Consider the following 242-nt stretch of genomic DNA (forward strand, 5'->3'; position numbering starts at 1 on the left):
GGAGGGCACCGTCATCCGCTCCTGGCTGCTCGACCTGGCGGTCAACGCCCTCGACGAGGACGAGCACCTGGACAGGCTGCGTGGTTTCGCGGCGGACTCCGGGGAAGGCCGCTGGACCGTGGAGGCCGCCATCGACCACGCGGTTCCGCTGCCCGCGATCACCGCGTCGCTGTTCGCGCGGTTCGCGTCCCGGCAGGACGACTCCCCGCAGATGAAGATGATCGCGGCGCTGCGCAACCAGT

At 70.7% G+C, this 242-nt stretch carries 1 pseudogene; it reads left to right on the top strand.

The window, feature by feature from the left end:
* Nucleotides 1-242 (top strand): annotated as a pseudogene (locus RB628_RS42175) (6-phosphogluconate dehydrogenase); the annotation flags it as partial.

It is taken from the genome of Streptomyces sp. ADMS (assembly GCF_033441795.1).
Taxonomy (GTDB): domain Bacteria; phylum Actinomycetota; class Actinomycetes; order Streptomycetales; family Streptomycetaceae; genus Streptomyces.